The sequence below is a fragment of the Pseudomonas sp. Tav-5-1A genome, from assembly GCF_055755055.1.
Map to the genome: position 1 here is coordinate 2,780,023 of NZ_CM146901.1, position 24,735 is coordinate 2,804,757.

General features: G+C 65.9%; 19 protein-coding genes. 9 read left to right on the plus strand and 10 right to left on the minus strand.

The window, feature by feature from the left end:
• Nucleotides 1-167 precede the first annotated feature (167 nt).
• Nucleotides 168-1,079, minus strand: a complete 912-nt coding sequence (locus tag AC0J42_RS12785; protein WP_473006411.1) for a LysR substrate-binding domain-containing protein — start codon at nucleotides 1,077-1,079, stop codon at nucleotides 168-170.
• Nucleotides 1,080-1,211: 132 nt separating this feature from the next.
• On the opposite strand from AC0J42_RS12785, the gene AC0J42_RS12790 reads away from it, so the two are divergent.
• From AC0J42_RS12790 to AC0J42_RS12815, 6 genes are all read left to right on the plus strand, one after another.
• Nucleotides 1,212-2,114: a glycine betaine ABC transporter substrate-binding protein gene (locus AC0J42_RS12790; protein ID WP_473006412.1), complete on the plus strand. Its 903-nt coding sequence runs from the start codon at nucleotides 1,212-1,214 to the stop codon at nucleotides 2,112-2,114.
• Between the two features lie 27 nt (nucleotides 2,115-2,141).
• Nucleotides 2,142-4,184, plus strand: coding sequence for an oxidoreductase (locus AC0J42_RS12795; RefSeq protein ID WP_473006413.1), 2,043 nt, complete (start codon nucleotides 2,142-2,144; stop codon nucleotides 4,182-4,184).
• A 59-nt stretch (nucleotides 4,185-4,243) separates the two neighbouring features.
• On the plus strand, nucleotides 4,244-4,375 hold the full coding sequence (locus tag AC0J42_RS12800; protein ID WP_473006414.1) for a hypothetical protein: 132 nt from the start codon (nucleotides 4,244-4,246) through the stop codon (nucleotides 4,373-4,375).
• 365 nt (nucleotides 4,376-4,740) lie between these two features.
• Nucleotides 4,741-6,576 carry a phospholipase D-like domain-containing protein gene (locus AC0J42_RS12805; RefSeq protein ID WP_473006415.1) on the plus strand — a complete coding sequence of 612 codons (1,836 nt, stop codon included), beginning with the start codon at nucleotides 4,741-4,743 and terminating at the stop codon, nucleotides 6,574-6,576.
• Nucleotides 6,577-6,632: 56 nt separating this feature from the next.
• On the plus strand, nucleotides 6,633-7,841 hold the full coding sequence (locus AC0J42_RS12810) for an SEL1-like repeat protein (RefSeq protein ID WP_473006416.1): 1,209 nt from the start codon (nucleotides 6,633-6,635) through the stop codon (nucleotides 7,839-7,841).
• 266 nt (nucleotides 7,842-8,107) lie between these two features.
• The gene (locus tag AC0J42_RS12815; RefSeq protein WP_416423919.1) at nucleotides 8,108-8,881 is read left to right on the plus strand and encodes a ParA family protein; all 774 of its coding nucleotides are present in this window, start codon (nucleotides 8,108-8,110) and stop codon (nucleotides 8,879-8,881) included.
• 45 nt (nucleotides 8,882-8,926) lie between these two features.
• Here the strand turns inward: AC0J42_RS12815 and AC0J42_RS12820 are convergent, their stop codons facing one another.
• On the minus strand, nucleotides 8,927-10,465 hold the full coding sequence (locus AC0J42_RS12820) for an HAL/PAL/TAL family ammonia-lyase (RefSeq protein WP_473006417.1): 1,539 nt from the start codon (nucleotides 10,463-10,465) through the stop codon (nucleotides 8,927-8,929).
• 130 nt (nucleotides 10,466-10,595) lie between these two features.
• Between AC0J42_RS12820 and AC0J42_RS12825 the strand changes: the two genes are divergently transcribed.
• On the plus strand, nucleotides 10,596-11,507 hold the full coding sequence (locus AC0J42_RS12825; RefSeq protein WP_473006418.1) for a LysR substrate-binding domain-containing protein: 912 nt from the start codon (nucleotides 10,596-10,598) through the stop codon (nucleotides 11,505-11,507).
• 100 nt (nucleotides 11,508-11,607) lie between these two features.
• On the opposite strand, the gene AC0J42_RS12830 is transcribed toward AC0J42_RS12825, so the two are convergent.
• Together AC0J42_RS12830 and AC0J42_RS12835 are read right to left on the minus strand one after the other, a co-directional pair.
• Nucleotides 11,608-12,333 carry an aspartate/glutamate racemase family protein gene (locus AC0J42_RS12830; RefSeq protein ID WP_473006419.1) on the minus strand — a complete coding sequence of 242 codons (726 nt, stop codon included), beginning with the start codon at nucleotides 12,331-12,333 and terminating at the stop codon, nucleotides 11,608-11,610.
• 21 nt (nucleotides 12,334-12,354) lie between these two features.
• Nucleotides 12,355-13,875, minus strand: coding sequence for an NCS1 family nucleobase:cation symporter-1 (locus tag AC0J42_RS12835; protein ID WP_473006420.1), 1,521 nt, complete (start codon nucleotides 13,873-13,875; stop codon nucleotides 12,355-12,357).
• 410 nt (nucleotides 13,876-14,285) lie between these two features.
• On the opposite strand from AC0J42_RS12835, the gene ku reads away from it, so the two are divergent.
• Nucleotides 14,286-15,113, plus strand: coding sequence for a non-homologous end joining protein Ku (gene ku / locus AC0J42_RS12840; protein WP_473006421.1), 828 nt, complete (start codon nucleotides 14,286-14,288; stop codon nucleotides 15,111-15,113).
• 18 nt (nucleotides 15,114-15,131) lie between these two features.
• Here ku and AC0J42_RS12845 read toward each other — a convergent pair whose 3' ends face one another.
• Both AC0J42_RS12845 and ligD read right to left on the minus strand, forming a co-directional pair.
• Entirely contained in the window at nucleotides 15,132-16,058 is a 927-nt protein-coding gene (locus AC0J42_RS12845; protein WP_473006422.1) for a DUF72 domain-containing protein, read from the minus strand.
• Complete coding sequence (gene ligD / locus AC0J42_RS12850; RefSeq protein ID WP_473006423.1) at nucleotides 16,058-18,538, minus strand: DNA ligase D; 2,481 nt, start codon at nucleotides 18,536-18,538, stop codon at nucleotides 16,058-16,060. The genes AC0J42_RS12845 and ligD overlap by 1 nt, the downstream gene beginning before the upstream one ends.
• Before the next feature lie 196 nt (nucleotides 18,539-18,734).
• On the opposite strand from ligD, the gene xth reads away from it, so the two are divergent.
• A complete protein-coding gene (gene xth / locus AC0J42_RS12855; RefSeq protein WP_473006424.1) occupies nucleotides 18,735-19,529 on the plus strand; it encodes an exodeoxyribonuclease III in 795 nt (264 codons plus the stop codon).
• 96 nt (nucleotides 19,530-19,625) lie between these two features.
• Here xth and AC0J42_RS12860 read toward each other — a convergent pair whose 3' ends face one another.
• Genes AC0J42_RS12860 through AC0J42_RS12875 form a run of 4 tightly spaced genes read right to left on the minus strand, consistent with a single transcriptional unit; the run spans nucleotide 19,626 to nucleotide 24,702 of the window.
• The gene (locus AC0J42_RS12860) at nucleotides 19,626-21,233 is read right to left on the minus strand and encodes a dipeptide ABC transporter ATP-binding protein (RefSeq protein WP_473006425.1); all 1,608 of its coding nucleotides are present in this window, start codon (nucleotides 21,231-21,233) and stop codon (nucleotides 19,626-19,628) included.
• On the minus strand, nucleotides 21,230-22,123 hold the full coding sequence (locus tag AC0J42_RS12865; RefSeq protein WP_416423930.1) for an ABC transporter permease: 894 nt from the start codon (nucleotides 22,121-22,123) through the stop codon (nucleotides 21,230-21,232). Before AC0J42_RS12865 ends, AC0J42_RS12860 begins: the two co-directional genes overlap by 4 nt.
• Nucleotides 22,124-22,126: 3 nt before the next feature.
• Nucleotides 22,127-23,083 (minus strand): ABC transporter permease, encoded by a 957-nt coding sequence (locus AC0J42_RS12870; protein WP_473006426.1) that lies wholly within the window; start codon nucleotides 23,081-23,083, stop codon nucleotides 22,127-22,129.
• Nucleotides 23,080-24,702, minus strand: a complete 1,623-nt coding sequence (locus tag AC0J42_RS12875) for an ABC transporter substrate-binding protein (RefSeq protein WP_473006427.1) — start codon at nucleotides 24,700-24,702, stop codon at nucleotides 23,080-23,082. The genes AC0J42_RS12870 and AC0J42_RS12875 overlap by 4 nt, the downstream gene beginning before the upstream one ends.
• Nucleotides 24,703-24,735: the final 33 nt, after the last annotated feature.

The window sequence follows — 24,735 nt, forward strand, 5'->3', positions numbered from 1 at the left end:
TCGCTGGCAAGCCAGCTCCCACAGGATGTAGCAGCTGCCGCAGGCGGCGTCCGGGTGCGCTGCGGTATGCCGGGAACAGCGCGGCGCCTGCGGACGCGGCCTACGGCCGCTGCTACGGGTGCGGTGTGCGTGATTGCTGTAGCCGCTGCCGCCAGGCAGCGTCGGGATCACGCGGCGCCTTCCAGCCACGCCTGCAACCGCGCCACTGCCTGCGGCCGGGTGCTGTGCTCGTTCACCGCCAGGTAATAGCCACGCCGGGTCGCGTAGCGGTGGGGCAGGGCCTGCACCAGGCGGCCGTCGGCCAGCAGGTCGGTGAGCATGTGCGGGCTGCCCAGGGCGATGCCGCGGCCTTCCAGGGTGGCGAGGATCTGCTGGGCGTGGTTGTTGAAAGCCAGGCGCGCGGGCGGCAGCGGGCCGCGCACCTGCATCTGGTCGAACCAGGCGGCCCAGTCGGCCACCGCCCAGTTGAAGCCACGCCAGTGCTCGCGGTCGAGGTTCAGCAGGCGCTCGCACAGCAATTCATGGGGCTCGTGCAGGGTGCGGCCCTGCAGGTAGGCGGGGCTGCACAGCGGCACCAGTTCCTCATCCATCAAATGGCTCAGGCGCACGCCGTGACGCTGGCCGCCGTTGCCGCAGGTAATGGCCATGTCGACGTTTTCCGCGCGCAGGTCGATCTCGCGGTCGAAGGCAAACAGGCGCAGCGCCACCTGCGGGAATTCACGCTGGAAGGCGTCCAGGCGCGGCATCAGCCAGTAGGTGGCCATGCACACGGTGGCGGCGATGGTGATGGCGTCGCTGGCGTCGCCGCGGATCTCGGTGCTGGCCTGGGCGATGCGCTCAAGGCTCTCGTCCACCGCTTCGAACAAGCGCTGGCCGGCGTTGGTCAGGGTGACGTTGCGGTGGTTGCGGATGAACAGCGGGTTGGCCAGGTGCTCCTCCAGCTGGCGAATCTGCCGGCTGACGGCGGCCTGGGTGATGCACATCTCCTGCGCCGCCAGGGTAAAGCTCTGTAGGCGCGCGGCGGCTTCGAAGACCACCAGGGCGGTGAGGGGCGGCAGGCGTCGACGCAGTCTTTCCATAATCTTTTCTCATGGCAACCGGCAGTTTTAATCGATTGCAGGCGCGGCCCGGGATTTGCTTTGATCAACAAAAAACATAGCGCTGACTTCGACTGCCCAGGAAACCGTGACCTAACGTTGAGGAACAAGCCAATGCATCTGTATAGCCCAAAAGCTTATGCCAGGCTCGCCGCCTTGTTGCTGGCCGCCACCACCCTGATGGCCCACGCCGCCGACGCGCCCGCGCCGATACGCATCGGCTGGGTGAACTGGTCCGACACCGAAATCACCGCCAAGCTGGCCCAGACCGCCCTGGAAGACCACCTCAAGCAGCCGGTGAAAATGGTACAGGCCGACATCGGCATCCAGTTCCAGGCCCTGGCCAACGGCAACATCGACCTGATTCCCATGGTGTGGCTGCCCAACACCCACAAGGACTACTGGGACAAGTACAAGGACCGCCTCGAAGACCTCGGCGTGCTGTACGAAGGCCGCATCGGCTGGGCGGTGCCCGAGACCGTGCCGGCAAGCGAGGTGGCCAGCGTCGAGGACCTGAACAAGCCCGAAGTGCGGGCCAAGCTCGACGGCCGCATCCTCACCTCCGAGGCCGGCAACGGCCAGTACAAGCTGTCGCTCAAGGCCATCGACGCCTACCACCTGGCCGGCTACAAGCTGGTGGCCTCGTCCGAGACCGGCATGCTCACCGAGATGGACCGGGGCCTGCGCCGCGGCCAGTGGGCGGTGATCAACGCCTGGAACCCGCACTGGATGTTCTCCAAATGGAAGCTGCGCTACCTGGCCGAGCCCAAGGGCATTTTCGGTGGCGCCGAGCAGATCCACGCCGTGGCGCGCAAGGGCTTCAGCCAGCAGCACCCGCAGGTGGCGTACTTCTTCGCCCATTACTCGATGCCCCTGGCCGAGCTGCAGGGCCTGATGTTGAAGGCCCGTGACAGCGGCACCGACCGCGTGGTGGCCGATTATTACGCCGCCAACAAACCCCGTTTCGACGCCATGTTCGACCAGGCGGCGCAGACCGCCAGCAGCACCCAGCCCTGATCCCGCCGCCATCGATGAGGATGCCCCATGGCCAGCGCCAACGATCCGCTGTTGCAACCCTTTGCCCTCAAGCACCTGCACCTGCGCAACCGCGTGGTCAGCACCTCCCACGAGCCGGCCTATTCGGAAGACGGCATGCCGCGCCAGCGCTACCGCCTCTACCACGAGGAAAAGGCCAAGGGCGGCGTGGCCCTCACCATGATCGGAGGCTCGTCGATCGTCGCCGCCGACAGCCCACCGGCCTTTGGCAACCTGCACCTGTACAAGGACGAGGTGGTGCCATGGCTGGCGGAACTGGCCGACGGCGTGCACCAGCACGGCACCGCAGTAATGTGCCAGCTGTCGCACCTGGGCTGGCGCGCCAGCAACTTCACCGATGACTGGCTGCCGCTGATGTGGCCCCAGCGTGGCCGCGAGCACTCGCACCGCAGCTTCGCCAAGCAGATGGAGGACTTCGACATCGCCCGCATCGTGCGCCAGTACGCCGACGCCGCCGAGCGCTGCAAGGCCGCCGGCCTGGATGGCGTGGAGATCGAAGCCTACGGCCACCTGTTCGACGCCTTCTGGAGTCCCGGCAACCGCCGCGACGACGGCTACGGCGGCGGCCTGGAAGGACGCCTGCGCTTTCCCCTGGAAGTGCTGGCGGCCATGCGCAAGGCGGTCGGGCCGCAGTTCATCATCGGCGTGCGCATGGCGGTGGAGGAGGACATGCCCGGCGGCCTGGGCCAGGAAGAGGGCCTGACCATCGCCCGCACGCTGGCCGACCACGGCATGGACTTCATCAGCGTGATCAAGGGCCGCATCGACAGCGGCGAGGCCCTGGCGCGGGTGATCCCCGGCATGGGTACCCCGGCCGGCCCGCACCTGGAACTGGCCGGCGTCGTACGCCGCGCCGTGCCGGTGCCGGTGATGCACGCCGCGCGCATCAGCGACGTCGCCACTGCCCGCCACGCCCTGCGCGAAGGCCTGGTGGACCTGGTGGGCCTGACCCGCCCGCACATGGCCGACCCACACCTGCTGGCCAAGGTGGCCGCCGGCCAGGAAGAACGCATCCGCCCCTGCGTGGGCGCCAGCTACTGCATCGACCGCATCTACATTTCCGGTGAGGCCCACTGCATCCACAACCCGGCCACCGGCCGCGAGGCACGCATTCCCCAGGTCACGCCCCCCAGCACCACGCCCGGCCGCCACGTGGTGGTGGTTGGCGCCGGCCCCGCGGGCTTGGAAGCCGCGCGGGTGTGCGCCGAGCGCGGCCACCGCGTCAGCGTGCTGGAAGCCGGCGACCAGGCCGGCGGCCAGGTGCGCGTGGCCGCCATGCCGCTACGCCGCCGCGAGCTGATCGGCGTGGTCGACTGGCGCCTGGCCGAGTGCGAGCGGCTGGGCGTGAGCATTCGCTACAACTGCTACGCCGAGGCCAACGACGTGCTGGCCCTGGCCCCGGACGTGGTCGTCATCGCTACCGGCGGCGTGCCCGACTGTGAGTTCCTCGAGCAGGGCAACGAGCTGGTGCGCAGCAGCTGGGACGTGCTGACCGGCGACTTCAAGCCCCAGGGCGAGGTGCTGGTGTTCGACGGCAACGGCGCGCACCAGGCCCTGAGCTGCACCGAAGTACTGGCGCAGCAGCCCGGCGTGCACGTGCAGTTCGTCACTGGCGAAGCCATGCTCGGCCCGGACGTGGGCGGCCTGAACATGCCGGCCTACCTGAAGGTGTTCGTCGAGCACAACGTGCAGCAGACCTTCAGCCAGCGCCTGGTGGCCGTGCGCGCCGAAGGCGGCCGCCGCGTGGCGCGGTTGTGGTGCGAGGCCACGCGCCAGCACTACGAACGGGTGGTGGACCACGTGGTGGTGGAGCACGGCACCCTGCCGCTGGACGATCTGTACTTCGCCCTGAAAGCGCAGTCACGCAACCGTGGCGAGCTGGACCAGCAGGCGTTCATCGACGTGCGCGAGCAGGCGTTGGTGGCCAACGCTGATGGCCGCTTCCAGCTGTTCCGCATAGGCGATGCCGTGGCCAGCCGCGACATCCACGCCGCCATCTACGATGGCCTGCGGCTGTCGCTGGCGCTGTGATACCTGTAGCCGCTGCCTGCGGCAGCGGCCACACTAAGCGCATTTGCGGAACACATGCCATGAGCCGTGCTGCGCGTAGAAGTCTGTTTGATTTCATCTGTGTTGGTTTTATTTTGCTTATTACAGTGCAATTTGGATTTGATATTGTTGCTGAACGTCAATTGGTAAGTGGCACTTGTGTGAATGTTTGATAGCCGCGCTAAGTAAGCTATCCAGTCAGGTATTGTAGGAAATGTCACCGCGTGCTGTAGGGCACCTCGTAAATCCCCCGCCATGGCTAGTAACTGTCTGCGCATTGGTCTACTGTTTTGTTCGCCGTTTCCCTTGAAAATACTGGCTTGGCCCGTATTGCGGGCGTGTGGCAGAGGGGCGGCGCTGATCATCGGTTTAGATAATCTTTGTTACGAAGAAGCAGTGCCTGTGTCGGCGGGTTCTCCAATATAAGTACTGGCGGCGTCTGGCGCTAAAGCGCTTAGGTGGCGTAGGTAACAAGTTGTATCCCAGTGCGCACCGGTTGATTAATGGATGACCCCCACCTTGAAGAGGGAACTGAACCATGAAACATCCGGAAGTTATCGTGCCGGTCGCGTTCGAACACACGAACACCGCGACCTGCACGCCAGGTTGGTACATCAAGAGCACCGAATACAACCCTGCCAGGGCCACGTTCGAGCCCTTGGTCAATGGTGAGGAGGCGTTTGGCGCTGTTCACTTGGCCATTGCCCAGGCTGTCCAGAGCATTGACATCATTTGCTGGGGTTTCCAGCCCTCCATGTATTTCATCAGGGATGGCCAGGCGCCCAGCATCGGTGAATTGCTGAAGACGAAAGCGGCGCAGGGTGTACGGGTACGGGTACTGGCCTGGGAAATGCCGCTCAACCTGGCAGGCGTTGGGGGCGAGGCCAACTTGCCCGGCAAGGGCAAGTTCAGGGTTGGCAGCCACGCCATGCAAAGTTCCACGCCTGCACAGTATGCAGAAGACCGGGCCTGGTTCGATGCTTATGCAGTCGCCGATGGCCGCGCGATACACGAAGTTGCGCGGGGTGTTCCGGTGTTGGTCAGCCGCGGTTTCAGCCTGCGGGAGCGGCGGGAAATCTTCGCGGATGTCAAAAACAACAGCCTGGATGCTGATATCAGCAAAGGCACTCGGCTCGCGCATGCGGCAGCGCCGAGCCACCATCAAAAAAGCGTTATCGTTGATTTCAAGGTACCGGAAGTCGCGGTCGGGTTCGTCATGGGCCACAACATGCTCGACGAGTACTGGGACACCGAAAAGCACTCCGGGCTCAACCGTACCCCGGCAACCAAACCTGCGCCGAATCGTGGTGCGCGGGGAAATACCCCTAGGCAAGACATTTCCAGCCGAATCAGCGGCCCGGTATTGGCCGATCTGCACCATAACTTCGCCACGGCCTGGTTCAAGGAAACCGGCGAAGACCTGCTCGTCGCCCGCAATGCGGCGCAGATAAAACCGACACTCAAGTATCGGCATGGCGTTACCCGGCAAATGGCCCAGATGCTGGTGACCCAGCCACAGAGAGACCCCGCGAACCCCGACACGGAAAGCCGCAAGGAAATTCAGGAAGCCTACCTGCAGGCCGCCAACAACGCCGCGCAGTTTATCTACATCGAGAACCAGTACTTCCGCTGGCCGCCGCTGGCGGAAGTGATCAAGGCCGCAGCGGCCAACCAGGTGAGGGATGGGCGCAATCCTGATGAGCACGGGGTTGTTCACCTTTTCGTTGTCACCAACGCCAGTGAAGAGGGCATAGGGCCGGGTGCGTTGAATACGCAGCGGATGCTCGAAAGCCTGGGGCGCGCAGACACCATTCCCAAGGTCACCCAACTGCGGCGCATCAAGGCAGCGCGGGACAACGCGCCACCCAAGCCAAGGCCGGACCTGCGCGACTCGCTTGGCCAACGCGAACTCAAGGAATGGCAGGCCTCGCTGGACAAACAGGTCGAGGCAATAAAAGACCACAAGCTGGAAATCGAGGACATTCCTGGCCTGAAAGTTCACGTGTGTTCGCTGGTGGCGCCTGACACCCCTGACGGCACGGAGTGGATGCCGGTTTATATCCATTCCAAGTTGATGATTGTTGATGATGCTTTTACTACGCATGGTTCAGCGAATGTCAATACTCGAAGCATGCAAGTTGATAGTGAATTGAATATTGCCCATGAGTGGGTAAGTGTGACTAAGGCGCTGAGGCGGAGGTTGTGGGGGATGCATACGGGGATGGAGGGGGCGCAGGATGATGTGGGAGAGGCTTTCAGAAATTGGGATCGCATCATTAAGGAGAATAAAGGGTTACTACTTGAAAAAAAGCCGCCGTATGCGTCGTTGGTAGAGTTTTTTTATAATAAAGAAACGCTTGTGGACTTGGATTGATGCGTAGGTGGCTTATATTTTCGGTTTTAGGGTTGGTGGCCTGTAATCATCGTTCGATGGCCTATAATGTGGAGGATATTTCTGTGAGTCCGATTGCAGAGTTGAAGTTCAATTGCGCGCATGAAAGTTTTCCTGTTTTAGGAGAGGAGGCGGACCTTGTTTTTAAATATGCGCGTTGGCTACAAAAAAATAACGAGCTAAAACGAGAGCCCGAAAGGAATGTGGAGATCGAGCGGCTTTATCGGATCGCGGCGGAGAGTGGTCACCATAAAGCCAAAATTAACTTGCAAAATGGCGCCATGCGCCGTCAATTCAAGCTGAAAAGTGAAGAGTATCAGCGCTTCAGTCAAGAGCTTATCGATGCAGATGTTGCGACGGGCTACTATTTTGTCGCGCGCTTCGTCAAGCATGGTGCGTTCGGGCTCAGGGAGGATCCTGAAATGGCGCTACGCTATTATCGCAAGGCCGCGGATAAGGGTAGTGCCCAAGCTCAACAGTATATAGCGGACCAGCTCGCGCCCATTGATATTGCTCCGGAGGTTGCCCGGCAACTGCGCCGCTGCGCTGCAGAGCAAGGGAACGGAGATGCAGCCTTGGATTTAGCAATTAATTTTGCTATCAATGGACATTACGAGAAGTCCGTTGAAATGTTTCAATTGGGTGTGGCTGCCGGGAATCCTACTGCAGCGTTAGCCTTGGAAGAGGGTTTTAAAGGTCCCCCTCCGGAGAGAAAGCTCCATTATCTAGCTCTTGAGAAAGACCTAGAGCGGGCCGCTCGTTACAAAGAAATAGGCGCGCGCCTCAGTGGCTTCTCCTATGCCCATCCCACAGTCCCTGATGTCAACGAAATCGTCCCCCTGCCGCCCGCAGAGCTCCCCGAGTGGGATGGCAAACTTCAGTGGGTCAAGGAACGCAAGGCCAACATCCCGCCACCCAAGCCCAGCGAGGAACTGATCCTGCGCCTGGCCAACGCCAAAAAGCTTGACCCGGCCACCGGCAAGCCACTCCCCAGTTCCCCCGACTTCACCCAGGCCAACTTCCCGCAGCAAATCTGCTACCCCGGCGAAGCCTGCCCACAGGCCGGACACTGGAAAGTCATTTGGCCGTCGCTGCGCAACGTCAGGCCGAAAGAGGTAATTCGCTACTTCAATGAAGACGATATTTTTCCGCTGCAAACGGTGGAACGCTACCACCTGCGCCCGTGGCCGCTGCGTGACAAGACCACATTCCGCGAAGAGGCGGTTGAGTGGGGGCTAATTGGATGAGCCACACCGTGAGCATCACCTGACCAATCGCCGCTGTCATACAAGGCCTCGCGGGCAGATCAGATCCCGCTGACCTGGCATTTGCGCACTGAACTGTGCGTGGGGCCGGTGGCGATGTTAAAGCTTCTCGGCTTCAGTTTGCCGCTCGGCAGGTGGCAACGTCAGGCACGGATTAAAAAAGACCGCTTCGCCGCACCCGCGATAGCAAAACTGTAACAATTAGTTGATAGGATCCAAGCCCCTTTTTTCAGCGGAACAATGGACTGATGCGTCGTGTGGTGTTCAATCAAAAAGGTGGCGTTGGCAAGTCGAGCATCGCCTGCAATCTCGCCGCGGTCAGTGCCGCCGAGGGCTACAAGACGCTGCTGGTGGACCTGGACCCCCAGGCCAACTCCACGCATTACCTGACCGGGTGCGTGGGCGAGGCGATTCCCATGGGGATCGCCGATTTCTTCAAGCACACCCTGTACCCGGGCGGGTCGGGCAAGAAGTACAAGGTGGCGATCACGCCGACGCGCTATGACAACCTCGACGTGATCACGGCTTCGCCCGAGCTGGCCGACCTGCAGGCCAAGCTGGAGGCCAAGTTCAAGATCAACAAGCTGCGCAAGCTGCTGGTGGACTTGTCCGAGGACTACGAGCGCATCTACATCGACACGCCGCCGGCGCTGAACTTCTACACCTTCAGCGCGCTGATCGCCGCGCAGCGGGTGTTGATTCCGTTCGACTGCGACCTGTTCTCGCGCCAGGCGCTGTACAACGTGGTGGCCCAGGTGGCTGAACTGCGCGCCGACCACAACGAGACGCTGGTGGTGGAGGGCGTGGTGGTGAACCAGTTCGAGAGCCGCACCAGCCTGCACCAGACGCTGGTGGACGAGCTGATTCAGGAAGGCCTGCCGATGCTGCCGGTGTACCTGAGCAGCACGGTGAAGATGCGCGAGTCCCACGAGGCCGGCGTGCCGATGATTCACCTGGCACCGCGGCACAAGCTGGCGGTGCAGTTCCAGGAGTTGTTGGCGACGCTGGAGCGTGCGGCCTGACATTGGCCTGGCCGCGGCTTCAGTGACGCCGCCTGGCGGCAGCTGCTACGGGGTGATGGGCGCGCATTTGAGCAGCGCGCCGCTGCGCAGCTGCTCGGTCACGCTGACGATGTCGGCGTAGAACGCCCGGTCCTGCTCGGCCACCGGCACCACGCTGCGCACCAGGTCGTACAGCGCGCGGGTGGCGCTGGCGGCCTTGTCCACGGCGTGGAAGTCCAGGGCCTGGCAGCCGACCAACACCTCGATGGCCAGCACCGACTCCAGTTTCTGCGACACTTTGTACGCCTTCATCGCCGCGTTGTAGGCGAAGCTGACCGGGTCTTCCTGGTTGCCGCAGGTCGACACGCTGTCCACCGACGCGGGGTGCGACAGCACTTTCATTTCCCCCAGCAGGCCGGCGGCGGTGTACTGGATGATCATGTAGCCGCTGTTGAGCCCCGGCTGGCGCACCAGGAAGGCGGGCATCTCACTGAAGTGCGAGTTGACCATGCGGTCGGTGCGCCGCTCGGAGAATTTGGCCAGGTTGGTCATGGCCACGCACAGGGTGTCGGTGGCCATGCCCACGTAGGAGCCGTCGAAGTTGGCGCCGGAAATGGCCACGCCGTCGCCGTTGCCGGTGGGGTAGATCACCGGGTTGTCACCGCTGGAGCACAGCTCGGCCTCCAGGGCCTGGCGGGCGAACTCGATGAACTGCTTCACGGCGCCGTGCACCTGGGGGATGGCGCGCAGGCTGTAGAAGTCCTGCAGGCGGTGGTCGATGTTGTCGGCAGCCAGTTGGCTGTCGGCCAGCAGCGCGCAGAGGGTGCGCGCAGTCTGCGCCTGCAACGGGTGGGCCTTGACCGAGTGGTAGCGCGGGTCATAGGCGCGCACGGTGCCGCGCAGGGCTTCCACCGACAGCGCTGCGGCCAGGTCGGCGACGCGCGCAGCCTGGGTGGCGTTGTACAGCGCCAGCAGGCCCAGGGCGGTGACCGAGGTGGTGCCGTTGAGCATCGCCAGGCCTTCCTTGGTGTGCAGCTGCGTGGGGCGCAGGCCCACCTGGCGCAGGGCCTCGCCGCCATCCAGCCAGTCACCATCGGCCACCCGCGCGCGGCCTTCGCCCAGAAGCACCAAAGCGATGTGGCCTTCCACGGCCAGGTAGCCCACTGACCCCTCGCCGGGGGCGAACGGCATCACGTCGTGGTTGAGCACGCCGGCAATCAGCTCCAGCAGTTCCAGGCGCACGCCGGAAAAGCCCTTGCCCAGGCTGACCAGCATCATCAGCGCCACGGCGCGCACCTGCTCGCGGTTCAACGGCTCGCCCACGGCCACGGCGTGGGAGCGGACGATGTTGGTCTGCAGGGTGCGGGCGTCCTCGGGGGCGATGACGTGGCGCACGTTGTCGCCGAAGCCGGTGGTCACGCCGTAGACCAGGCGGTTCTCTTCAAGGAAGCGGTGCACCAGCTGGCACGAGGCGTTGACGCGCGCCTTGTAGGCGTCGCTGAACGCCACCGTGGCGCCATGGCGGGCCACGGCGACGAAGGCGTCGAGGCTGAGGTCGGTGTCGCCCAGCACCACGTGCTGGATTGAGTCGGGATAGCGGTTCATCAGTCACTCCACCTGGCTAATGGCCCCCGTCGTGGGGGATGGGAATAGCCTACGGGGCGGAACCAGTGAAGATAAGGTGGCTAAAACTGCGCTGTTGTTTAGAATACCTAAACTATTGAAGGAGGCGCCGATGACGCCATTGCCACCCTTGCGGGCCATGGAGATATTCGAAGCGGTGGGCCACTGCGGCGGCATCACCCAGGCAGCGCGGCGCCTGGGGATTTCCACCGGCGCGGTCAGCCAGCAGATGAAGCTGCTGGAGCAGGCGCTGGGCATCAGCCTGACGGTAAAAGTCGGGCAGCGCCTGCAACTGAGCCCCAACGGCCAGCGCTTTCATGCGCGTTGCAGTGCGGCGTTCGAGACCCTGCGCCTGGGCGTCGACGAGGCCCACCGCGCGCGCGACCCGCACAGCCTGTCCATCAGTGGGCTGCCGTCGCTGCTGGCGAAGTGGCTGGCGCCGTTGATGCCGGAATGGGAGCAGCAGCACCCAGGGGTAAGCGTGTACCTGGACAGCACCCTGAACGAGGACCTGCTGGCCGACGGCGTGGATTTTCGCATTGGTTATGGCGACAGCCCGCAGCCCGGCGAGCATGCCGCGGTGCTGTTCCACGACTGCGTGGTGCCGGTGTGCGCGGCCAGCCTGTGCGGCCCCTGCGCGACGCCGGCGGCGCTGGTGCAGCTGCCGTTGATCCGGGTTGACTCACGGCCCAAGTTCGACTCGCCGCCGTCCTGGGAGAGCTGGTTCGCCAGCGCCGGCGTGGCCGTCGAGCAGCCGTTGCGGCAACCACGCACCTATTCCTCCACCAGCCTGGCCATCGACGCGGCGCTGCTGGGGCAGGGGGTGGTGCTGGCGCCTTATGCCATGGTCAGCGGGCTGCTGGCATCCGTGCAATTGCTGATGCCCTACGCCCATGCGCTGCCCTTGGCAGCGGCGTATCAGCTGCGCTGGAGCAGCGATGCCTTCAACAAGCCCCAGTGCCGCAGCTTCCACCGCTGGCTGGTGGCCAAAGGCAAGGCTCAACAGGCACCCCACATCCCGTAGCAGCGGCCGCTTTTGTGGGAGCTGGCTTGCCAGCGAGCTTTTCGGGCCTCAACAGCTCGCTGGCAAGCCAGCTCCCACGGTGTTTCAATGGGATTCGTTGTCAGCTGCGCGCCAGCGGCCAGCCGTCGATGCGCTTGCTGCGCGGCGTGGCGTAGGTGCGTACCTTGGAGGTGCTCAGCCCCAGCCGCACCAGCGATTCGGCCAACGCAACCGCCGCGGTCACGCCGTCCACCACCGGCACGCCGGTGGCTTCGCGAATCAACTCATCCAGCCCGGCCATGCCGCCGCAGCCCAGGCAGATCACCTCGGCCTTGTCGTCGCGCACCGCCTGTTCGGCCTGGGCGACGATGGCGGCCACCGCGCGGGCCGGGTCTTCTTCCAGCTCCAGCACCGCCAGGCCGCTGGCGCGCACCGAGGCGCAGCGCTGGTACAGGCCGGCCAGGCGCAGGCGGTCCTGGATCAGCGGCACGGTGCGGTCCAGGGTGGTGACCACCGAGTAGGCGTGGCCCAGCAGCATGGCCAGGCTGGCGGCGGCTTCGGTGATGTCCACCACCGGCACGTTCAGCAGCTCCTGCAGGCCCTCGCGGCCGTGCTCGCCGTAGCCGGCCTGGATGACGGCGTCGAACGGCTGGTCGTAGCGCATCACCGCGTCCATCACGCCGATGGCGGCCATGTAGCTTTCGAAGTTGCCTTCCACCGACTCGGCGCCGAAGCGCGGCGTCAGGCCGACGATTTCGGTGCCCGGTGCGGCCACGCTGCGCGCCTGCTCGGCGATGGTGGCGGTGATGGATTCAGTGGTGTTGACGTTGACGACAAGGATACGCATGGAGGACCTCATTGGCAGGAATCAGTGGCTGGCGTTGTCGACGGCGATGCACTCGCCGCTGACGTCGGCGAACGTCTGGTGACGGTCGCTGATCAGCAGGTAGACGGCCGCGGCAATGGCAGCGCCGAACAGCCAGGAGAACGCCGACACGGTGGCGAACGCCGGCACCAGCGCCAGCACGATGGCGATGATCGCGGCCGGCAGCACCGCGGCCACGGCGCGTGGGTTGATGCCGCGGCGGTAATGGTAGGCGCCGTCGCTGGCCTCGGTGTACAGCTGCGGCACGTTGACCTTGCCGCGGCGCAGCAGCCAGTAGTCGGCGCTGATGATGCCGTACAGCGGGCCCAGCAGGGCACCCAGGCCGGCCAGGAAGTACTGGATCACCACCGGGCTGTTGTACAGGTTCCACGGCAGGATCAGCACCGCCACCGCGGCGCTGATCATGCCGGCGCGGCGGAAGGTCAGCAGGCGTGGCGCCAGGTTGCTGAGCACGAAGGCCGGGGCGACGAAGTTGGCCATGATGTTCACCGCCACGGTGACGATCAATAGCGCCAGGCAGCCCAGCACCAGGAACGCGGTGTGGGGGATGGCCTGGATGATCTGCGTGGGGTTCTCGATGGTCTGGCCGTCGATGGAGAACTGCGCGCCGCAGAGCAGCACCGTCACCACGGCGAAGGCGAGGATGTTCACTGGCAGGCCCCAGAAGTTGCCCACGCGGATGCAGCGCCGCGACGGCGCCGAGCGGGCGAAGTCGCAGAAATTGAGGATCAGCGTGCCGTAGATCGCCAGCCACAACGCGCCCCCGGCGAAGATGCTGCGCCACATGGCGGCGCCCTGCAGCGGCTCGCGGATGGCCCAGCTGATGTGGCCGCCCACGCGGCTGTACATCCACGCCGCCAGCGCGGTCATGGTCAGCAGGATCACCGGCCCGGCGAACGCTTCGTAGCGGCGCACGGTTTCCATGCCATAGGCGAGGATCACCAACTGCACCAGCCAGATGCTGATGAAGCAGCCCCAGCCCAGGCTCGACAGGCCCAGTAGCAGGTTGTGGTTGTAGGCGGCCAGGCTCGGTGCCAGGGCCGTGGCCAGCACCTTGAGCACCACCGAGGCCAGGTAGGTCTGGATGCCGAACCAGGCGATGGCGATGACCGCGCGCACCAGCGCCGGCAGCTGCGCGCCATGAATGCCGAAGCTGATGCGGCTGATGACCGGGAACGGCACCCCGGTCTTCTGGCCCATGTAGCCGGACAGGTTCATGAAGCCATACACCAGCGCCGCACCGATCAGCAGCGACAGCAGAATCTGCCAGCCGCCCAGGCCCATGGCGTACAGGCCCATGGCGAAGGAGTAGTTGGCGATGTTGTGCACGTCGTTGGCCCACAGCGAGAAGATGCTGTAGCCGCCCCAGCGCCGGCCTTCCTGGCGGGTGGGGGCCAGGTCACGGTTGTGCAGGCGCGGGCTGAGGGCCGGCACCTCATGGTCACGCAGGTGTGCGGGGGCTAGATCGGCTAGGGAGGACTCGGCAGGGCTGTTCAGCTGCATCGGTAGGGCTCCACGTTATTGTATTTATGTATACAAGTTGGTGGTTTCGGTAAGCCATTTTTGTGCCAGTTGTGTGAACTGTTTTTTCGATGGTCTTGTTCGTAGCGCCACAGAGGGTTGATTTGCAAGGAAACATGGAGGTTTGGTGGGAACAACAGGCAAGGAAATCATGCCCAAACGGTCAGGAAAATATTGTATACAATCGTGTTACCCATGGTGACAGGGTGGCTGTCCACAACCGCTGCGCCCCTGATCAGGGCGGCGCTTCCCCATTTTGGGGCGATTGGTAACCGCACCGGCCTGTAGCAGCGGCCGCAGGCCGCGTCCTGGCCCCCCCCGACTAAACCTTCCGTGCACCGTGTAGTCAGTCTTTCTATAGGCCCACCCGCGGGCCCTGCAGGAGGTCAACCATGGCTAGAGCCATCTGGAAAGGCGCCATCAGCTTCGGCCTGGTGCACATCCCCGTGGCGCTGACCACGGCCGTGTCCAGCGAGCGCATCGATTTCGACTGGCTGGACAAGCGCAGCATGGACCCGGTGGGCTACAAGCGCATCAACAAGGTCACCGGCAAGGACATCGACAAGGACAACATCGTCAAGGGCGTGGAATACGAGAAAGGCCGCTACGTGGTGATCAGCGAGGAGGAGATCCGCAAGGCGCGCCCGGAAGCCACCCAGACCATCGATATCTTCTCGTTCGTGACCGCCGGCGAGATCCCCCTGCAGGCCTTCGAGACCCCGTACTACCTGGCCCCGGACAAGCGCGGCGGCAAGGTCTACGCACTGCTGCGCCAGACCCTGGACAGCACTGGCAAGGTGGCCCTGGCGCGGGTGGTGCTGCACACCCAGCAGCACCTGGCGCTGATCCGCCCGCTGGAGGACGCGCTGGTGATGATCACCCTGCGCTGGCCGAGCCAGGTGCGTGCGCTGGAAGGGCTGGAGCTGGACAGCAGTGTCACCGAGGCGAAGATCGACAAGCGTGAACTGCAGATGGCCAAGCGCCTGGTGGAGGACATGAGTGGCAGTTGGACGCCCGAGGAGTACCAGGACGACTTCAAGCAGACCATCATGGACCTGGTGGAAGAGAAGGCCAGCAAGGGCAAGATCGCCACCGTGACCTCGGTGGACGAGCAGGGCGAGCAGAAAGGCGCGGATATCCTCGACCTGACCGACCTGCTCAAGCGCAGCCTGGCCGGAAAAAAACCGGCGCCCAAACGCGCCAGCAAAAAAGCCTCCTGACCCCACAACGGGGGGGCGTTACGTCGGATCTGGGGGGAGTTCGCCCGGGGTGGTTTGCAGGTTCTTGTCCAGTTTCAGCAACGCCAGCAAGCGCCGCGCGTCGTAGGGCGCGTGCACCTTGATGTCGTTGTCGAAGTAGCAGAACACCTCGCGCGCGGTGGCCTTGGGCGGCGCAACGCGCGCGTCGATCAGCTCGGCATCCCCCGGCTGCGCGCCGCGCTTCCAGGCCATGATGCGCTTGCGCCACTGCTCCAGCGCCGCGTCCGAATAACCGCTGGCGTAGAGCTTCTTGTCACCGTGCAGGCGCAGGTAAATGAAGTCGCTGGTCACGTCCTGCACCCGCGGCCATTTACGCGCCGCGTCGGCCACCACCAAGGCCACGTCGTGTTTACGCAGCAGGGCGACGAAGGCGGGGTCGACGAAGCTCTCGTGGCGAATCTCGATGGCGTGGCGCAGGCGTTGTTGCGGGTTACCGTCCAGGTACCCCGGGCGTTGCAGGCGTTCGGCGCAGTGGCGGGCCTGGTCGAGCAACTGTTTGCCGGTACGCGGCAGCTGCGCCATGAAGGCGTCGAACAGCCCGGCGTCGAAACGCAGGTTGGGCGGGAACTGCCACAGCATCGGCCCCAGCCGGTCGCCCAGCGACAACGGCCCGGACGCGAAGAAATTGGCCAGGGCCTCGTCGATGTCGTGCAGGCGTCTGGTGTGGGTGATGTAGCGCGGGCCCTTGACGCTGAACAGGAAACCCTCGGGCGTCTCGGCAGCCCATAGGGCGAAGCGTTCGGGCCGTTGCAGGGCGTAGAAGGTGCCGTTGATCTCGATGCTGCTGACGGCGCGGGAGGCGAAGTGCAGCTCGTCCTTCTGCTTCAGGCCTTCGGCGTAGAAGTCGCCGCGCCACGGCGTGTAGCGCCAGCCGGAGATGCCGATGTGCACCGTAGCCCTGGCCATCAGTGCACGCCCAGGCGCTTGCGCAAGGCCGCGGTGATCGACTGTTTGGTGCTGGCGTAGTCGGCCCAGGGGTCATCAAGGTCGGCCAGGCGCTCGGCCAGGTTGAACAGGGTCCACTGGTTGGCACCCTTGAGCTCGGTGAGCTCGTCGCGGCGGATAGGCACCGACACCGGCAGGCCTTCGCGGGCGCGCACCGAGTAGGCGCAGGCGGTGGTGGCGCCACGGGTGTTGCGCAGGTAGTCGATGAAGATCCGCCCCACGCGGTTCTTCGGCCCCGACACGGCGGTGAGGCGGTCGGGCAGCAGGTCGGCCAGGTGCTTGACGATGGCGTGGCTGAAGTCCTTGACCTCGTCCCAGCTGGCACGGCGGGTCAGCGGCACCACAATGTGCATGCCCTTGCCGCCACTGGTCTTGAGGAAGGCGGCCAGGCCCAGTTCGTCCAGCAGGGTCAGGGTCAGCTGGGTGGCTTCGAGCATGCTTTTCCACGGGAGCGCCGGGTCCGGGTCAAGGTCGAGGATGAAACGATCGGGTTTGTCGTAGTTGGCGCGGGTGGTGTTCCAGGTGTGCAGCTCCAGGGTGTTCATCTGCACCGCACCCAGCAGCGCGTCGGCGCGGTTGATGATGATCACCGACTGCCCGGCGGCCTCATCGCTGACCAGGCCGGGGATGTCCAGGTGCCCGGCGTTCTTCTGGAAGAACAGCTCGCCAGCCAGGCCTTCCGGGGCGCGTACCAGGGCCACGGGGCGGTCCTTGAGGTGCGGCTCGATCCACGGCGCCACCTGGGCGTAGTACTCGGCGAGGTCGCGCTTGGTGGCGCCGCTGCTGGCGTCGATGACGCGGTCGGGGTGGGTCAGGCGCAGGGTATCGCGGCTGGAGGAGGGGCGGGTTTTAACCTTGGCGGCTGTCACGGGTTTCTCCTGGGCAATAGCCTTGGCCGGCTTGTCGTCGCGCAGGCCATGGAACACCGAGTGGCGCACCACGCCGTCGCGGGTCATCTGCGCGTAGGCGACCTCGGCCAGCAGCTGTGGCTTGAGCCAGTGCACGTCGCGGGCCTGGGCGCCGGTGGGGGCGTTGCTGACCTGCGGCTTGCCGGTGGCCAGCGGCTTCAGGCGCTGGAGGATGCTGGCCGGGGTGGCGGCGTTGAAGCCGGTGCCGACCTTGCCGGCGTAGCGCAGCGCGCCGCTGTCGGCGTCATGCAGGCCCAGCAGCAGCGCGCCGAAACCGCTGCGGCTGCCCTTGGGGTCGGTGTAGCCGACGATCACGAACTCCTGGCGCTGCTTGCACTTGAGCTTGATCCAGTCGCTGCTGCGCTTGCCGCTGTAGAGGCTGTCCACGCGCTTGCCGATCAGGCCTTCCATGTCCATCTGGCAGGCGCTGGCCAGCAGGGAATCGACCGGTTGGTCGAAACCCTCGGAGTAGCGCAGTTGCGGCGCATCGTTGTGCTTCAGCACGGCGGCCAGGGCGGCGCGGCGCTCCTGCAGCGGGCACTGGCGCAGGTCGTGGCCGTTGAGGTAGGGCAGGTCGAACAGGTAATAGACGATGGCCTCGTCGCTGCCGTCGTCGAAGGCGTTCTGCAGGGCCTGGAAGTCGGACACGCCTTCGGCGTTGGCCACCACCATCTCGCCGTCCAGCCAGGCGGACTCAAGGCCCAGGGCGGCCAGGGCCTTGGCCTGGCTGGGCATCTTCGCGGTCCAGTCCTTGCCGTTGCGGGTGAACAGGGTGACCTTGGCGCCGTCGATGCGCGCCATCACCCGGTAGCCGTCGAACTTGATTTCGTACAGCCAGTCGCCGCTGGGCGGTGACTCGACCAGCGTCGCCAGCTGTGGGGTGAGGGTGGCGGGCAGGGCGGCCTTGGGCGCATGGCTCCGCGCAGCCTTGGGTTTTTTTGCCGGCTTGGCTGGTTTCCTGGCCGCCTTGGGAATCAGCGTACGGTCGCTGAGCACGCTGTCGGGGGCGGCCTGGACGATGTCGAATTCGGCTTCCGGGCGGGCCTCGGCGTCCGCCGACTTGATCAGCAGCCACTGCTCTTTCTTGCCGGCCAGGTGGGTGCGAAACAGGTTCCAGATGCCCGACAGCTTTTCGCCTTGCAAGCGGAAGCGCAGTTTGCCCTTGTCATAGCTTTGCTGCGGGTCGCCCTCGGGAATCCACACGCCACGGTCCCACACGATCACGTCGCCGGCGCCGTAGTGCCCTTCGGGGATATGCCCTTCGAAACTGGCGTAGTCCAGCGGGTGGTCTTCCACATGCACCGCCAGGCGCCGCACCTTCGGGTCCAGCGACGGGCCCTTGGGCAGGGCCCAGCTTTTCAGGGTGCCGTCCAGTTCCAGGCGGAAGTCGTAGTGCAGGTGGCTGGCGTCGTGCTTCTGGATGCAGAACTGCAGCGCATGGCCCTTGCTGCGCCGGATGGCCTTGCCGCTGGGCTCGGGGGTGGCGTCGAAATTGCGCTTTTGCTGGTAGTGTTCGAGCGGTCTGGCGGCCATGGCAGGGGCTCCGGAACGTGCGGGTGTCTACAAGGTGGGAGGGGGCGGGTGGGGGAGAGTTCAACGGCGGTGACGAGGTGAACGTTCTGCTGCCAAGGCGACTCGAAACATCAGCGTTGCCCCCGACGCGACACCGTTCCGTAGCAGCGGCCAAAGGCCGCGTCCGGCCGCAACGCACCTCCTGGGAGAGCCCCCCATGAAAGCCCTGAAAATCGCCACCTTCAACATCAACGGCCTGCGCGCGCGGCTGCCCAACCTGCTGCACTGGCTGGAGCGCGAGCGCCCGGACATTGCCTGCCTGCAGGAGCTGAAAGCCACGGATGCACAGTTCCCCGCCGCCGACTTCGAATCCATCGGCTACGGCTGCCTGCACCACGGCCAGCCGTCGTGGAACGGCGTGGCCATCCTCGCCCGCGATGCCGAGCCGCTGGAATCACGCCGTGGCTTGCCGGGGGACGCCAGCGACAGCCAGAGCCGCTACCTGGAGGCGGCGGTGCACGGGGTGCTGGTGGGTTGCTTGTACCTGCCCAACGGCAACCCGCAGCCGGGGCCGAAGTTTGCCTACAAGCTGGCGTGGTTCGAACGCCTGATCGCCCACGCCGCGCAGTTGCAGGGCAGCGAGCACCCGGTGGTGCTGGCCGGGGATTACAACGTGGTGCCCACCGATTTCGACATCTACAACCCCAAGTCGTGGCTCAAGGATGCCTTGCTGCAGCCCGAGAGCCGCGCCTGCTTCGAGCGGCTGCTGGCCCAGGGCTGGACCGATGCGCTGCGGCACCTGTACCCGGAGGAGCGGGTGTATACGTTCTGGGATTACTTCCGCCAACACTGGCCACGCAACTGCGGGTTGCGCATTGATCACCTGCTGCTGAACCCGGCGATGGCGCCTTACCTGAAGAACGCCGGGGTTGATGCCTGGGTGCGCAATGAGGAGCACGCCAGCGACCATGCGCCGACGTGGATCGAGTTGGGCACCCGCAAGCGCCGCTGACCCGTAGCCGCTGCCGCAGGCTGCGCTGGCCCGTTGCCCCGCTGCAGATTTCCGGGGTACATACCGGCCAGCGCAGCCTGCGGCAGCGGCTACGGGTTAGGCGCTAAGGCGATGACCAGGAATCGCCTCCAGCAGCTCCCGGGTATACGCATGCGCCGGCCGGTGCAGCACCTGGCTCGCCGGCCCTTGTTCCACCACCAGTCCCTGGCGCAGCACCACCACCTCATGGGCCAGGCTCTGCACCACCGCCAGGTCGTGGGACACCAGCACGTAGGCCACGCCCAGCTCGGCCTGCAGGCTGCGCAGCAGGTCGAGGATCTGCGCCTGCACCGATACGTCCAGCGCCGACACCGGCTCGTCCAGCAGCAACAGGTCGGGTTTCAGTGCCAGCGCCCGGGCAATCGCCACGCGCTGGCGCTGGCCGCCGGACAGCTCGCGCGGCAGGCGGTCGAGGAAGCTTGCGGGCAATTGCACCTGCTCCATCAACTGTCGCGCCGCCTGGTGCAGCGCCGCCTTGTCGCGCACGCCGAAGGACAGCAGCGGCTCCACCACGCTTTCGTAGATCGTGAACCGCGGGTTCAGCGAGGCGAAGGGGTTCTGCTGCACCAGCTGGATGCGCTGGCGCAGCGGCCGGAACTGCTGCCAGGTCAGGTCGGTCACGTCCTGGCCGGCGAAGCGCACCCGGCCCTCGCTGGGCGGCTCCAGGCCCAGGGCGATGCGCAGGCTGGTGCTTTTGCCCGACCCCGATTCGCCGACGATGGCCAGGGTCTGCCCCGGGTACAGGTCCAGGCTCAGGCCCTTCAATGCCTGGAACGGCTGGCCCTGGCCACCGGGCCGGTAGTACTTGCCCACGCCGTGCAGGCTCAGCAGCGGCGCGGCGGTGGGCGCCGGCAGCGGCAGTGGCTGCTGGCCCTGGCCGAACGCCGGGGCGGCGGCCAGCAGGTCGCGGGTGTAGGGCTGGCTGGGCGCCGACAGCACCTGCCGCGCCGGGCCTTGCTCCACCAGCGCGCCGTCCTTCATCACCAGCACCCGGTCGGCGCGGTCGGCGGCCACGCCCAGGTCGTGGGTGATGATGATCAGCGAGATGCCGCGGGCCTGCACCAGCTGCTCCAGGTGGTCGAGGATGCGCCGCTGCACGGTCACGTCCAGGGCGCTGGTGGGCTCGTCGGCGATGATCACCCGCGGGTTGCCGGCCAGGGCGATCGCGATCAGCACGCGCTGGCGCATGCCGCCTGACAGCTCATGGGGGTACTGGCGGGCGCGCAATTGAGGGTTGTCCAGGCCCACCTGGCCCAGCAGCTCCAGCACGTCGGCGTCCAGCGCCGGGTAGCGGCGGCCGCCGTGGGCCAGGATCAGGCTTTCGCCGATCTGCTTGCCGATGCTCAGGGTGGGGTTGAGGCTGACCATCGGGTCTTGCGGCACCAGGCCGATAAAGCGCCCGCGCAGCTGGCGGCGGACCCGCTCGCTGGCATGGCTGATGTCGTTGCCACCCACGTGCAGGCTGCCCCCTACCACCCGGGCGCCGGCCGGCAGCAGGCCCAGCAGGGCGCTGGCCAGGGTGGTCTTGCCCGACCCGGACTCGCCGACGATGGCCAGGGTTTCGCCCGGTTGCAGGCTGAAGGACACGCCGCGCACGGCCTCTTTCACCCGGCCGCCGTTGTGGTAGCTGACGCTCAGGTTGTGTACATCGATCAGCGCGCTCATCGTTGGCTTTCCTCGAAGGTGCGGGCGATATGGTTGAGGCTGAACACCACCAGCACCACCACCAGCCCCGGCAGCAGCGACACCCAGGGCGCGGTCATCAGGAACTGGCGGCCGTTGGCGATCAGCGTGCCCCATTCCGCCGCAGGTGGCTGGGCGCCGAAGCCGAGGAAACTGAGGCCGGCGGTGGCCAGGATGGCGGCGCCAAAGTCCAGGGTGGCGAGCACCGCCACGGGCCCCCAGGCGTTGGGCAGCACGTGGCGCAGCAGGGTGCGGGTCCAGCTGGCGCCGCCCAGGCGCGCGGCTTCCACGTAGGGCAGGGTCTTGACCCGCAGCACTTCGGCGCGGGTGGTGCGGGCGAAACCGGGGATGATGCCCACGCCCACGGCGATGGCCACCGGCAGGGTGCCGAAGCCGATGGCGGTGACGATCGCCAGCGCCAGCAACAGGCCGGGCAGGGCCAGCATCACGTCGATCAGGCGCATGATCACTGCATCGCTGCGGCCGCCAATGAAGCCGGCGACAATGCCCAGGCCCAGCCCGCACACCAGCGCCAGGCCCACCGCCAGCAGCGCCGCCAGCACCGACAGGCGCGAGCCGTAAAGAAGCCGGGTATACAGGTCGCGGCCCAGTTCGTCGGTGCCCAGCCAGTGGCCGGCGCCCGGCGGCAGCAGCTTGGCCGCCGGCGCCGTGGCGTACGGGTCGAGGTTGCTGAACAGCCAGGGCGCGGCGGCGGCCAGCAGGGTGAAAAGCACCAGCAGCGCGGCCAGCACAAAGCCGGGGCGGCGCAGCAGCGGCAGCGCCACGTCGAGGCTGCGGCGCAGGCGGCCGCGCGGCTGCCAGTGGTCGGCAGCGGTGAGGGCGGGGGCGAGGGCACGTTCGAGGGTGGTCATGGGTCAGGTCACCTTGGGCGAATGGCTGATACGCGGGTCGAGAATCGGGTACAGCAGGTCCACCAGCAGGTTCACCACCACGAAGGCGGCGGCGGACACGGTCACCACCGCCAGCACCACGGGGATGTCCTGGCGCAGCACGGCGTCCTGCACCAGCCGGCCGACGCCGTTGCGGGCGAAGATGGTTTCCACCAGCACCGCACCGCTGACGGTGTTGCCCACCTGCAGGCCGATCAGCGTCAGCAGCGGCAGCGCGGCGTTGCGCAGGCCGTGGCGGGCCTGCACCTGGCCACGGCTCAGGCCCTTGGCCCAGGCGGTGAGGATGTACGGCTCGCGCCACACCTCGAGGAAGCCGCGCTGCAGCACCTGGGCGTACACCGCGGCGCTGGGGATGGCCAGGGTCACGGCTGGCAGCACCAGGCTTTGCACGCCGTCGCTGCCGGTGGAAGGGAACCAGCCCAGGCTGAAGGCGAACACCTGGATCAGCAGCAGGCCCATCCAGAACACCGGCACCGAGAAGCCCAGCGCCGGCAGCCGCGCCAGGGCGGTCTTCAGCGGTTGCCAGCGCACGTAGGCGGTCAGGTAGGCCAGGCCGATGCCGCCCAGCAGCGACAGGGCGATGGCGCTGCCGGCCAGCGCCAGGGTCTGCGGCAGGCGCTCGGCCAACACTGCGGTCACCGGTCGGTTCAGGGTCAGCGACTGGCCCAGGTCGCCGTGCAGCACGCCCCACAGCAGGTGCAGGTAGCGCTCCACCAGGCTCTGGTCCAGGCCGTAATAGGCACGGGCCTTGGCCAGTTGTGCCGGCGACAGCGAGTCCACTTCCATGCCCGAGGCGCTGAGCATGATCGACAGCGGGTCGCCGGGCAGCAAATAGAGGATGAAGTAGGTGATGGTGTAGGCGCCCCACAGCACCAGCAGCGCCTGGCCGATGCGCCCGGCGAGGTAGCGGTTCGTGCTCATGGGGTCACCTCGATGTCATTGAGGAAGGCGAAGCCTTCGGCGCTCCAGCGGAAGTTGTGCACCCGTGGCGCGGTGGCGGCTTGCCACACCCGTTCGAACACTGGAATGGCCGAGCCCTGGTCAATCAGCAGGTCCTGCAGCTGGCCGTAGGCCTGGGCACGCTGGTCGCTGGCGGTGGCGGTCAGGCCCTGGTCGAACAGGCGCTGGGCCTGGGGCAGCACCGCCGGCGGGTAGACGTTGGTGGCCAGGGTGGAGGCGTTGGCGCTGCGCGGGTCGAGGATGGTCTGCAGCACGATCGGGTCGGCGCGGGTCATGTACGAGAACGTCAGGTCGTAGTTGCCCGAGGCGTTGGTGTTGAACCACTCGGCGGTGGTCTGCACTTTCAGTTTCAGCTCGATGCCGGCCTTGCGCAGCTGGTCCTGGATCAGCACGTCGCCGGCGGTTTCCTTGGCCGGGATGTTGTAAACCAGGCTCAGGCGCTTGCCATCCTTGGTGCGGTAGCCGTCGGCGCCCAGCGTCCAGCCGGCTTTGTCCAGCAGTTGCGCGGCGCCTTGCGGGTCGTAGGCCAGCTTGTCGCCCTGGCTGCGGAAGTAGGGCGTGGTCACGTCGTACACGCCGTCCACCACCGGGAACTGCGGGCTGTAGACGGTGCTGGCGTAGCTCTTGCGGTCGATGGCCTTCTGCACGGCCAGGCGCACGTCGGCGTCGGCGAGGATGCGCCCGCCGCGGGTGTTGGGGTACAGGTTCCACGCCGGGCCCGGCAGCGAGCGGCTCTGGATGGTTGCCTGCTTGCTTTCGAACAGCTTCAGGTCAACGTCGGAGAATGGGTTGCGCGGCCACAGGATGTCGACCTTGCCCTGCACGAACTGGCCGTTGCGCACGCTTTCCTCGGGAATGTAGCTGACGTCGATGGCCGCCAGGTGCGACTCGCCCTTGTTCTGCACGTTGGCCGAGGCCCAGGCATAGCCCTTGCGGCGCTCCAGGCGCAGGCCGGTCTCGGGGGTGTAGTGCTGCAGCACGAACGGCCCGGTGCCGATGATCGCGCCCAGCGAGCGCTCCTTGGCGCTCTTGCGGTACGACTCGGGCGCCAGGATGGCCAGGTTGGTGGTGGAGGTGGCCTGCAGGAAACCTGCGTTGGGCGTGCTCAGCACCAGCTTGATGGTCTGCGGGTCGATGATGTCGGCGTGGTCGTAGCCGGTCAGGTAGGTGGCGCCGAACACGCTGGGCAGCTCGGCGGCGAAGGCCTTGTCGCTGTCGAAGGCAGTTTTCACCGCCCGGGCGTCGAAGGCCTCGCCGTTGCTGAAGGTCACGCCCTTGCGCAGGTGGAAGGTGTATTCGCGGGCGTCAGGGCTGATGTCCCAGCTGTCGGCCAGCCAGGGGATGATGGCGCCGGTGCTGGGGTCCTGGTCAGTCAGCGACTCCACCACGTTGCGCAGCACCACCCGGTGTTCCAGCCAGTAGACCTGGAAGGGGTCGAGGCTGACCAGTTGCGTGTTGTCGCCGAAGAAGGCGATTTTCAGGGTGCTGGCGGCCTGGGCGTCGGGGTGCGACGGGCCGCAGCCGGCCAGGCCCAGGGCCAGGAGGATGGCCGCGCTGGCCAGGGTTCGTTGCAGCTTCATGGGCGGTGCCTCGTCAGCAGGAAAGGGCCGCAG

Excerpts from the sequence above, each read along its gene's own strand:
- AC0J42_RS12785 (WP_473006411.1), bottom strand. The coding sequence starts at position 1,079 with ATGGAAAGACTGCGTCGACGCCTGCCGCCCCTCACCGCCCTGGTGGTC.
- AC0J42_RS12790 (WP_473006412.1), top strand. The coding sequence starts at position 1,212 with ATGCATCTGTATAGCCCAAAAGCTTATGCCAGGCTCGCCGCCTTGTTG.
- AC0J42_RS12795 (WP_473006413.1), top strand. The coding sequence starts at position 2,142 with ATGGCCAGCGCCAACGATCCGCTGTTGCAACCCTTTGCCCTCAAGCAC.
- AC0J42_RS12800 (WP_473006414.1), top strand. The coding sequence starts at position 4,244 with ATGAGCCGTGCTGCGCGTAGAAGTCTGTTTGATTTCATCTGTGTTGGT.
- AC0J42_RS12805 (WP_473006415.1), top strand. The coding sequence starts at position 4,741 with ATGAAACATCCGGAAGTTATCGTGCCGGTCGCGTTCGAACACACGAAC.
- AC0J42_RS12810 (WP_473006416.1), top strand. The coding sequence starts at position 6,633 with ATGGCCTATAATGTGGAGGATATTTCTGTGAGTCCGATTGCAGAGTTG.
- AC0J42_RS12815 (WP_416423919.1), top strand. The coding sequence starts at position 8,108 with ATGCGTCGTGTGGTGTTCAATCAAAAAGGTGGCGTTGGCAAGTCGAGC.
- AC0J42_RS12820 (WP_473006417.1), bottom strand. The coding sequence starts at position 10,465 with ATGAACCGCTATCCCGACTCAATCCAGCACGTGGTGCTGGGCGACACC.
- AC0J42_RS12825 (WP_473006418.1), top strand. The coding sequence starts at position 10,596 with ATGACGCCATTGCCACCCTTGCGGGCCATGGAGATATTCGAAGCGGTG.
- AC0J42_RS12830 (WP_473006419.1), bottom strand. The coding sequence starts at position 12,333 with ATGCGTATCCTTGTCGTCAACGTCAACACCACTGAATCCATCACCGCC.
- AC0J42_RS12835 (WP_473006420.1), bottom strand. The coding sequence starts at position 13,875 with ATGCAGCTGAACAGCCCTGCCGAGTCCTCCCTAGCCGATCTAGCCCCC.
- ku (WP_473006421.1), top strand. The coding sequence starts at position 14,286 with ATGGCTAGAGCCATCTGGAAAGGCGCCATCAGCTTCGGCCTGGTGCAC.
- AC0J42_RS12845 (WP_473006422.1), bottom strand. The coding sequence starts at position 16,058 with ATGGCCAGGGCTACGGTGCACATCGGCATCTCCGGCTGGCGCTACACG.
- ligD (WP_473006423.1), bottom strand. The coding sequence starts at position 18,538 with ATGGCCGCCAGACCGCTCGAACACTACCAGCAAAAGCGCAATTTCGAC.
- xth (WP_473006424.1), top strand. The coding sequence starts at position 18,735 with ATGAAAGCCCTGAAAATCGCCACCTTCAACATCAACGGCCTGCGCGCG.
- AC0J42_RS12860 (WP_473006425.1), bottom strand. The coding sequence starts at position 21,233 with ATGAGCGCGCTGATCGATGTACACAACCTGAGCGTCAGCTACCACAAC.
- AC0J42_RS12865 (WP_416423930.1), bottom strand. The coding sequence starts at position 22,123 with ATGACCACCCTCGAACGTGCCCTCGCCCCCGCCCTCACCGCTGCCGAC.
- AC0J42_RS12870 (WP_473006426.1), bottom strand. The coding sequence starts at position 23,083 with ATGAGCACGAACCGCTACCTCGCCGGGCGCATCGGCCAGGCGCTGCTG.
- AC0J42_RS12875 (WP_473006427.1), bottom strand. The coding sequence starts at position 24,702 with ATGAAGCTGCAACGAACCCTGGCCAGCGCGGCCATCCTCCTGGCCCTG.